An 8,767-nucleotide genomic window follows, 5' to 3' on the forward strand; every position below is an offset into this window, starting at 1 on the left:
TCGGCCAAGTGCCTGTTAAACCGTCAATGATAGACGTTCGGTTTTCCCGGAGGAGCATCCCATGCGCCGAATTATCCACAACTCGACCGCCCTTGCGGCATGCCTGTCGCTGATGGCGCCGCACCTGGCGATGGCGCAGCCGCGCCTGCCCGCCCATGCCGCGGGCACGCCCGCGGTGCAGAACCTGGTCCTGGCCCAGGCCGAAGCGCCCGCCGAGGCCACTGAAGATGGTGAGATCCTGCCGCCCGCCGAGACCTCGGACGACGAGGCCGCCGATGAGGCGGCTGAGACAGAGGACGGCCCGCAGGACGGTGCCGACCTGAACCGCGATGCCGTCGCACCCGAGGCAGAGGCCGACGCACCCGCTGAGGAGCCGCAGGCGGAACCCGTCCCCGAGCAGCAGCCCGAGCCCGAGCCGCAGCCCGTGACCGAGCCCGAAGCCGAACCCGAGCCCGCACCGGCCGCCGAGGCAGAAGCCCCGACCGAGGCGGAGGCGGCGACCGAGGCTCCGGCCTTGGGCGCACAGGACAACCAGGCGCCGGCCCCCAAGCCGCAGGATCGTTCGGCCGAGCAGGCGCCCGACGCCTCCGGCCAAGCTCCGCTGGCCAACCCGCAGCGCCAAGCCCCGGCCGCCGATGCGGAGCCCGCAGCCGAGGCCCCGACCGAGGATGACGCCACCGGCCTGGCCGAGGCACTGCGCGCCGTGACCGAGGGTGAGACCGAAGAGACCCCCGAGGCCGAGACCGCCGAGGCCCAGCCCGAAGCCGAAGCCGCACAGGACAGCCTGCGCCTGGCGACCGGCAGCGTTCAGACCGACCGTGCGGGCGCCCTGCCTGGCCTGGCGAACGTTCTGTCGGGCGAGGTGTCGAACGGCCTGACTGCGGAATCGCTGACCTGCCTGTCGGGCGGCGCCTTCCCCTGCGCCGATGGTGGCCGCGCGATGACCCCCGGCGGTGTCGTCGTCGAGACCAACGAAGCGGGCGAGCTGCGCCTGGCCCCGGTCGAGGCGCAGATGTACCGCGTCGGCCAGAACGGCGAGCTGATCCAGCGCGCCGCCGAGGAGGACACCCCCGAGACCGAAGCCTCGCGCGAGGCGGCCGAGACGACCGAAGCCTCGACCGCAGCGGCCCTGGATGCAGCCGACGGCTCGGGCGAGACGACCGAGCAGCAGGTGACCGAAGAGAACGCGCGGTCCTCCTCTGAGGACTTCACCACCAGCCTGCGCGACGCGCTGGCCGGCGCCACTGGTCAGCAGCAGCAGGCCAGCGACGACAATGACGACAACCGCCTGCGCAACGCCCTGCTGCTGGGTCTGGGCGCGGTCGCCGTCGGCACCTATCTGAACAACAACCGCCAGGTCGCCCTGTCGGCGCCCGACCGGATCGTCGTGACCCGCGCCGATGGCAGCCAGGAGGTGATCAAGGACGAGGTCGCCCTGCTGCGTCAGCCCGGCTCGACCGTGACGACCGAGAACTTTGACGACGGCTCGTCGCGCACCATCGTGACGCGCGCCGATGGCAGCCGCGTGGTGACCATCCGCGACGCGAACCTGCAGGTGCTGCGCCGTACGCTGGTCAGCGCCGACGGCACCACCACGCGCCTGATCGACGATACCGCCGACGTGCAGCCGGTCGATGTCGGCCAGCTGCCCAGCCCGGCCTCCGTCCAGACCGGCACCGCGCCCCTGAACGAGGACCAGCTGCGCGAGGCCCTGCAGCGCGAGGCCAATGTCGACCGCCGCTTTACCCTGTCCCAGATCCGCAACATCCCCGAGGTGCGGGCGCTGGTGGCGCCGGTGAACATCGACGCGATCACCTTCGACACCGGCTCGGCGGCGATCCGTCCCGACCAGGCGCAGCAGCTGCAAAGCCTGGGCCGCGTGATCCAGGAATCGATCGCGACCAACCCGCGCGAGATCTTCATGATCGAGGGTCACACCGACACCGTCGGATCGGATGCCGCCAACCTGGCGCTGTCGGACCGTCGGGCCGAGACGGTGGCGCTGGCGCTGGCGGAGTATTTCGACGTCCCGCCGGAGAACATGGTCACCCAAGGCTATGGCGAACGCTTCCTGCGGGTGCGCGCCGAAGGCGATATCCGCGAGAACCGTCGCGCCTCGGTGCGTCGCATCACCGACCTGCTGGCCCAGTAAGGCCCGCCCCACGGAAAAGGCCCCGGCATCGCGCCGGGGCCTTTTTCATGCGCGCTAGTCTGCGTCTGCGGCCAGGAACCCGCCCGACTGCCGGTGCCACAGCCGCGCATAAAGCCCGTCCTGCGCCAGCAGTTCGGCATGGCTGCCCTGTTCGATGATGCGGCCCTGATCCATCACGATCAGCCGGTCCATCGCGGCGATGGTCGACAGGCGATGCGCGATGGCGATGACCGTCTTGCCCTGCATCAGCAGCTCCAGCCGGGACTGGATCGCGGCCTCGACCTCGCTGTCCAAGGCGCTGGTCGCCTCGTCCAGGATCAGGATCGGCGCATCCTTGAGCGCGACGCGGGCGATGGCGATGCGCTGGCGCTGGCCGCCCGACAGCTTGACGCCGCGTTCGCCCACATGCGCGTCCAGACCCCGACGCCCGTGACTGTCCGACAGCAGCGGCACGAAACCGTCCGCCTCGGCCATGCGCAGGGCGTCCATGATCTGCGCCTCGGTCGCGTCAGGGCGGCCATAGGCGATGTTCTCGCGCACCGAGCGGTGCAGCAGAGAGCTGTCCTGCGTGACCACGCCGATGGCCGCCCGCAGGCTGTCCTGAGTCACATGGGCGATGTTCTGGCCGTCGATGGTGATGCTGCCCCGGTCGATGTCGTGGAACCGCAACATCAGGTTGATCAGCGTCGATTTGCCCGCCCCAGACCGGCCGACCAGCCCCACCCGTTCGCCCGCGCGCAGATGCAGCGTCAGGTCGTCCAGCACCGCCATCGGCTGCGCCCCGGCCACCGCGCCATAGCGGAAGGTGACGCCATCGAAGCGCACCTCGGCCGGGCCGGGCCGCAAGGCGGGCGCGCCAGGGGCATCGCGCACCTCTCGCGGCAGGGACAGGCTGGTGATGCCGTCGCGGACCGTGCCGATGTTTTCGAAGAGGGCCGCGAATTCCCACATGATCCAATGCGACATGTTGTTCAGCCGCAGCGCCAGCGGCACGGCGATGGCCACAGCCCCCACCGCGATCTGATCGCTGGTCCACAGCCACAGGCCCAAGCCCGCCACCGCCGCGACCAGCCAGACGTTCAGCAGGTTCAGCGTGATGTCCTGCAGGCTGGACAGGCGCATCTGGCGATGGACGGTGCCCAGAAAGCGGTCCATCCCCTCGCGCATCCAGGCCTCCTCTCGGTCGGAATGAGAGAACAGCTTGACCGTCGCGATGTTGGTATAGCTGTCGACGATGCGCCCGGTCATGCCGCTGCGCGCATCGGCCTGTTCCTGCGCCACCCGGCCAAGGCGCGGCACCACATACCACAGCAGCAGCCCATAGGCCGCCGCCCACAGGCCGAACGGCACCGCCAGCCGCCAGTCCTGGCTGGCCGCCAGCACCAGCGCGCCCAGGAAATAGATCAGCACATAGCTGCCCACATCCATGATCTTCATCGACACTTCGCGCACGGCCAAGGCGGTCTGCATCAGACGCTGCGCGATGCGGCCCGCGAATTCGTCCTGGAAATAGCCGACCGACTGGCGCAGCAGCCAGCGATGCGCCTGCCAGCGGATGCGCTGCGGGAAATTGCCCATCAGCGACTGGTGCAGGACCAGCGATGTCACGATGTTCAGCACCGGCATCACCACCAGCAGCACCACCGCCATCCAGGCGATCCCGGTCCCGTAGAGGTCCCAGAACTGGTCGCGGGGGGTTTCCGACAGGCGGTCGACCAGCTGGCCCAGCCAGCCGAACAGCATCACCTCGATCACCGCGATCAGGCCCGACCCGACGGCCAGCAGGATCAGCCAGGGCAAGGTGCCGCGGCTGTAATGCAGCACAAAGCGCCACAGGCCGGGGGGCGGCATGCCGGGCGGCTGGTCAGGATAGGGATCGATGCGGCGTTCGAACCAGGCGAACATTCGGGCACCCCTTGCTGGCGGATCGGGCCGCAGTGCTGGCCCGCCCCGCCTGCGGAGTCAAGCCGGGGGTTGATCTTTGTGGGTCTGGCGGAACGCGCGCGCGGCGGAGCCGTTATGGGGGTGACGTTCAGCACGAAAGGCTATCCGATGACCATCGACACCCTCAAGGATCTGTATCTGGACCAGCTGAAGGATCTGTATTCGGCCTGCAAGCAGTCCATGCCCGTCGTCACCGAAATGGGTCGCGCCGCCAGCTCGCGTGAGCTGGCCGAGGCGCTGATCGCCGGGAACGAGGGCATCGCGCGCGGCATGGAGGCCATCGCCAGCCTGTGCAGCGAGCATGGCCAGGACCCGACCGGAGAGCATTGCAAGGGCATGGAGGGCCTGGTGACCGAGGCCCGCAAGCACGCCATCGAGGCCGATTTCGGCAATGGCGACGTGCGCGACGCGGCGATCATCACCCAGTATCAGCGCCTGACGCATTACGCGATCGCGGGCTATGGCTGCGTGCGCAGCTTTGCCAACCGGCTGGAGCTGGATGGCGACGGCGCGGTGCTGCAGGACTGCCTGATGCGCACCCGCGACGGGGACGAGCACATGACCCGCATCGCCGAAGGCGGCGTGAACGCGGCCGCAGCCCAGGGCTGATCCCGACCGATCCGAATGATGCCCGGCACCCCGGATGGGGGCCGGGCATCATGCTGTCACAAGGTGCCCGACGCCATCTCGCGGGCAATGTGGTCGGCCTGACGGATCGCCAGCGCGACGATGGTCAGGGTCGGGTTCTCGGCCGCGCCGGTGGTGAACTGGCTGCCATCCGACACGAACAGATTCGGGATGTCATGCGTCTGGCCCCACTTGTTCACCACGCCATCTTCAGGGCGCTCCGACATGCGGTTGGTGCCCAGGTTGTGCGTCGAGGGATAGGGCGGCGTCGGCAGCGTCCGCGTGGCCCCCATCGCCCGATACATGGCCTGCCCCCGCTCATAGGCGTGGTTGCGCATGGCGACGTCGTTTGGGTGGTCGCTGAAGTTGACATTGGCCACCCGCAGCCCAAAGCGGTCGACCGTGTCCGACAGGGTGACGCGGTTCGTCTCCTGCGGCATGTCCTCTCCGACGATCCACATCCCGGCCATGTATTCGTACTGGTCCAGCGCGCTGGTGAATTCGCGCCCCCAGCTGCCCGGGTCCAGAAAGGCCGCCATGAAGGGCAGGCCCAGGGCCAGCGTCTCCAGCTCATAGCCGCCGACAAAGCCACGGGCCGGATCGTGACGGGACTCGTCCTGCATGATGCCGGCCATGGTGGTGCCGCGCCACATCCGCACCGGTTTCTCAAAGATGCCATAGACCGAGCCGGTCGTGTGCCGCATGTAGTTGCGCCCCACCTGGCCGCTGCTGTTGGCCAGCCCGTCCGGGAACATGTCGCTGGCGCTGTTCAACAGCAGGCGCGGGCTCTCAAAACTGTTGCCCGCCACGGCGACGATGCGCGCCGCCTGGAACTGCAGGTTGCCGTCGCGGTCGAAATACTCGACCCCGGTCACCCGGCCCGCGTCATTGTGCAGGATGCGCGCGACATGGGCGTGGTCGCGCACCTCAAGGTTGCCGGTCGCCTCGCCGCGCGGGATGTCGGTATAGGCCGACGACCATTTCGCGCCCCACTTGCAGCCCTGGAAACAGAACCCCGTCTGCTGGCAGGCGGGGCGGTCGTCATATTCGGCGCTGTTGATCGCCATGCGCCCGGTATGCACTTCGGTATAGCCAAGCGCCTTGGCCCCGGCCTCGAACACCTTGTAGTTGTTGTTGCCCGGCAGGCCCTCGCGCCCCTCGGTCAGGGTGACGCCCAGCTTGGCCTCGGCCAGATCGTACCAGGGCGCCATCTCGGCCGCGTCGATGGGCCAGTCCAGCAGTTTCGCCCCCTCGACCGCGCCATAGGTGGTCAGGGCCTTCCATTCATGGTCCTGAAACCGGATCGACGCACCCGCCCAATGGGTCGTGGTGCCGCCCACGGCCTTGACGATCCAGGCGGGCAAGCCGCTGAAATCCTTGGCCACGCGCCAGTCGCCGCTGGTCGTGCGCGGGTCGGTCCAGGCCAGCTGGCCAAAGCTGTCCCATTCGTCGTTGATGTAATCCTCGGGCAGATAGCGCCCGCCCGCCTCAAGGGCCACGACCTTGACGCCCTTCTGCGCCAGTTCGTTGGCCAGCACGCCGCCGCCCGCGCCCGTGCCGATGATGACGACCACGCTGTCGTCGGTCAGTTCGAATTTCGCCGCATTTACCATGATCCGCCCCCCTTACAGCCAGTCGATGTCGTCAAAGCCGCGGTCGATATAGCCGCCCTGGGAAAAGCTCTCTCCCTCATAGCCAAAGATCGGCCAGACCTCCTTCTGGTTATACAGCCCGGTCACCAGCCCCCCGCGCACCGTCTGGAAGAACGCGCCGTCCTGCATGTCGCGCAGGATGGCGACCCGGTCGGCCTCCCACCCCATCGAGACGTAATCGGCGTGCCCCGCGGCCTGCGCGGCGGCGTCCAGCGCGGCGATGCCCTCGGCGACCATGGCCGCGCTTTCCGGGGTGTCATAGCCCTTGACGGCGATGGCGTAATAGCGGTCGCCGATCCGGTCATGCGGATAGATGTCGCGCGCCATCTGCAGCAGCGTCGCCATCTGATGTTCGCTGATCGCCGTCACCTGGACGGCCCAGGCCGCGTCGGGGGCGGCGACAAAGCCTACCCCGGTCACCGCCAGCGCCCCCGCCGCCACCGCACGCGACAACAGCGCGCGTCGCGTCAGCCCCTTGGTCCTTGCCTCAGACATGGGTTCCTCCTCCCTCTGTGTCGGTGCCGCACCCCCTCCCAAGGGCGCGAACTGCCTATTGGTATCGGCCGCCGCGCTGCAGCACCTCGATCTCGTAGCCGTCGGGGTCCTTGATGAAGAAGAACCGCGCGATCACCGTGCCACCGGGCGCGAAATCGACCAGCTTGCGCGGGGCAAAGCCCATCTCCTCCAGCCGGGCATGGGTCGCGTCCACATCGTCGACCGAAAAGGCGACATGGCCATAGCCGTCGCCCAGGTCATAAGGCTCGGTCCGGTCCTTGTTCACCGTCAGCTCCAGCTCGGTGCCGGATTCGCCGTTGGACAGATAGATCAGCGTGAATTTCTCGAAATCCAGCCGCTCGGCCACCTTCAGCCCAAAGCAGCGGTCATAGAAATCGACCGTCGCCGCCTCGTTCAGTACGCGGATCATCGAGTGGATGTATTTGGCCATCTGGCCCTCCCTGCACGTGCCGTCATCCTGTCAGGCTAGGGCGTGGGCGCAGCGGTCGGGTAGTAATGGAATACTACAGGGGCGTTTTTTGCATCATTCTGCCGCGATGGCCGGAACGATGTCGGTGTCACCCAGGTGGATCGTGCAGGCGCAGCGCAACAGCGAGGTGAAATTGCGCGCCTCTCCGTGCAGTTCCAGCACCTCGGCATGCAGCTTGGAGATGAAGGCGTTGGTGCTCACCCCCTCGCGCGCGGCGATCCGGTCCAGGATATGCCAGAACGCCCGCTCCAGCCGGATCGAGGTCGACTGGCCGTTGAGGCGCAGACGGCGGGTGACGGTCTCATAGCGGTCCGGGTGCTGCCCGGCAAAGATCTGGCACATCAGCTTGATCCAGAAAGGTCTGTCCCGACCAGTGTCGCGCCGCGATGGCCGGCGGTCAACGCGACTTTTTGGGCAGGCGGTGTTGGGCACGGCCGGCCCTCATGTCGATGCAGGCCATGACATCCCTAGGGGGGCGTCAGATCCGGGCCTGCGGCAATAAGCCAAGCGCCGGTGCCCCTGCCCGTGAGCGCCACGGCCATGCCGGGCCGAAGGGCGCGCAGGACATCCGGGCTGACGTCGCATAGACCGTCCCACATGGGCGGCAGACCGACGAAGCGGACGGAATTGGGGCATTTCGCGTTCCCTCCCGGCGTCACATCGCGGATGACGTAAGTCACCTCGACCGACCGGCCCCGGACAAGAGCGTCAAGAAAGAGCCAGCCCGCGGTCGCGCCTTGCCAGGCTATGAAGACCAGGAAGGCCGGCAGCGCAAACCCCCAGAAGATGCGTCCCGCCTCAGATACCGAGCGCCGTTGTTCAAGATCTGTCATGATGATCGGGAGCGTGACGATCAGATAGGCCGCAGCGCCGACCATCTGCGGCAGCACCTTCAGGTCACGTTCACCGGGCAAAGGCAGAGAGGCCCATCCCGCCATCCGACCCAGAACCGGAAAGACAGGGACAAGGAACAAGAGGAACGCAAGCAGCCGCAGCCATCGTGGCCAGCGGTCGACGGCCTGCAACGCAATCAAGATCCGGGTCATGACGCTGAACCTTTCCGGGGGACCATGCAAAAAGGGCCGCCCTTTGGGGCGGCCCTTTCCGTCTGTCTGTGGGTCAGATCACTTCAGGATCTTGGACACGACGCCTGCGCCGACGGTGCGGCCGCCTTCGCGGATGGCGAAGCGCAGCTTCTCTTCCATGGCGATCGGGGCGATCAGCTCGACCTCGAACTTCAGGTTGTCGCCGGGCATGACCATCTCGGTGCCCTCGGGCAGCTTGACGGTGCCGGTCACGTCCGTGGTCCGGAAGTAGAACTGCGGGCGGTAGTTCGCGAAGAACGGCGTGTGGCGGCCGCCCTCTTCCTTGGTCAGGATATAGGCCTCGGCCTCGAAGGTCGTGTGC

9 protein-coding genes are annotated in these 8,767 nt (G+C 67.7%); 2 read left to right on the forward strand and 7 right to left on the reverse strand.

Features of this window, described 5'->3' with window-relative positions:
• Positions 1 to 61 precede the first annotated feature (61 nt).
• Positions 62 to 2,152: an OmpA family protein gene (locus tag ABS73_RS01875; RefSeq protein ID WP_277023284.1), complete on the forward strand. Its 2,091-nt coding sequence runs from the start codon at positions 62 to 64 to the stop codon at positions 2,150 to 2,152.
• Positions 2,153 to 2,206: 54 nt separating this feature from the next.
• Here ABS73_RS01875 and ABS73_RS01880 read toward each other — a convergent pair whose 3' ends face one another.
• A complete protein-coding gene (locus tag ABS73_RS01880) occupies positions 2,207 to 4,057 on the reverse strand; it encodes an ABC transporter ATP-binding protein (protein WP_277023286.1) in 1,851 nt (616 codons plus the stop codon).
• Positions 4,058 to 4,204: 147 nt separating this feature from the next.
• Here ABS73_RS01880 and ABS73_RS01885 point away from each other — a divergent pair, with 147 nt between their 5' ends.
• Positions 4,205 to 4,705: a DUF892 family protein gene (locus ABS73_RS01885; protein ID WP_277023287.1), complete on the forward strand. Its 501-nt coding sequence runs from the start codon at positions 4,205 to 4,207 to the stop codon at positions 4,703 to 4,705.
• Between the two features lie 56 nt (positions 4,706 to 4,761).
• Here ABS73_RS01885 and ABS73_RS01890 read toward each other — a convergent pair whose 3' ends face one another.
• From ABS73_RS01890 to ABS73_RS01915, 6 genes are all read right to left on the reverse strand, one after another.
• Positions 4,762 to 6,336, reverse strand: coding sequence for a GMC family oxidoreductase (locus ABS73_RS01890; RefSeq protein ID WP_277023288.1), 1,575 nt, complete (start codon positions 6,334 to 6,336; stop codon positions 4,762 to 4,764).
• A 12-nt stretch (positions 6,337 to 6,348) separates the two neighbouring features.
• Complete coding sequence (locus ABS73_RS01895) at positions 6,349 to 6,870, reverse strand: Twin-arginine translocation pathway signal (protein ID WP_136857016.1); 522 nt, start codon at positions 6,868 to 6,870, stop codon at positions 6,349 to 6,351.
• 55 nt (positions 6,871 to 6,925) lie between these two features.
• Positions 6,926 to 7,321 carry a VOC family protein gene (locus ABS73_RS01900; protein WP_136857015.1) on the reverse strand — a complete coding sequence of 132 codons (396 nt, stop codon included), beginning with the start codon at positions 7,319 to 7,321 and terminating at the stop codon, positions 6,926 to 6,928.
• 93 nt (positions 7,322 to 7,414) lie between these two features.
• Positions 7,415 to 7,702, reverse strand: coding sequence for a ribbon-helix-helix domain-containing protein (locus tag ABS73_RS01905; protein WP_277023290.1), 288 nt, complete (start codon positions 7,700 to 7,702; stop codon positions 7,415 to 7,417).
• Between the two features lie 125 nt (positions 7,703 to 7,827).
• Positions 7,828 to 8,406 carry a hypothetical protein gene (locus tag ABS73_RS01910; RefSeq protein ID WP_277023292.1) on the reverse strand — a complete coding sequence of 193 codons (579 nt, stop codon included), beginning with the start codon at positions 8,404 to 8,406 and terminating at the stop codon, positions 7,828 to 7,830.
• Between the two features lie 78 nt (positions 8,407 to 8,484).
• Positions 8,485 to 8,767, reverse strand: a 283-nt coding sequence (locus ABS73_RS01915; RefSeq protein ID WP_502686044.1) for an EF-Tu C-terminal domain-related protein, incomplete at its 5' end; no start/stop codon positions are given.

It is taken from the genome of Paracoccus sp. SCN 68-21, assembly GCF_001724535.1.
GTDB classification, from domain to species: domain Bacteria; phylum Pseudomonadota; class Alphaproteobacteria; order Rhodobacterales; family Rhodobacteraceae; genus Paracoccus; species Paracoccus hibiscisoli.

What these genes read in the sequence shown, in the direction of transcription:
- ABS73_RS01880 (WP_277023286.1), bottom strand. Translation starts at nt 4,057, where the DNA reads ATGTTCGCCTGGTTCGAACGCCGCATCGATCCCTATCCTGACCAGCCG.
- ABS73_RS01875 (WP_277023284.1), top strand. Translation starts at nt 62, where the DNA reads ATGCGCCGAATTATCCACAACTCGACCGCCCTTGCGGCATGCCTGTCG.
- ABS73_RS01890 (WP_277023288.1), bottom strand. Translation starts at nt 6,336, where the DNA reads ATGGTAAATGCGGCGAAATTCGAACTGACCGACGACAGCGTGGTCGTC.
- ABS73_RS01905 (WP_277023290.1), bottom strand. Translation starts at nt 7,702, where the DNA reads ATGTGCCAGATCTTTGCCGGGCAGCACCCGGACCGCTATGAGACCGTC.
- ABS73_RS01895 (WP_136857016.1), bottom strand. Translation starts at nt 6,870, where the DNA reads ATGTCTGAGGCAAGGACCAAGGGGCTGACGCGACGCGCGCTGTTGTCG.
- ABS73_RS01910 (WP_277023292.1), bottom strand. Translation starts at nt 8,406, where the DNA reads ATGACCCGGATCTTGATTGCGTTGCAGGCCGTCGACCGCTGGCCACGA.
- ABS73_RS01885 (WP_277023287.1), top strand. Translation starts at nt 4,205, where the DNA reads ATGACCATCGACACCCTCAAGGATCTGTATCTGGACCAGCTGAAGGAT.
- ABS73_RS01900 (WP_136857015.1), bottom strand. Translation starts at nt 7,321, where the DNA reads ATGGCCAAATACATCCACTCGATGATCCGCGTACTGAACGAGGCGGCG.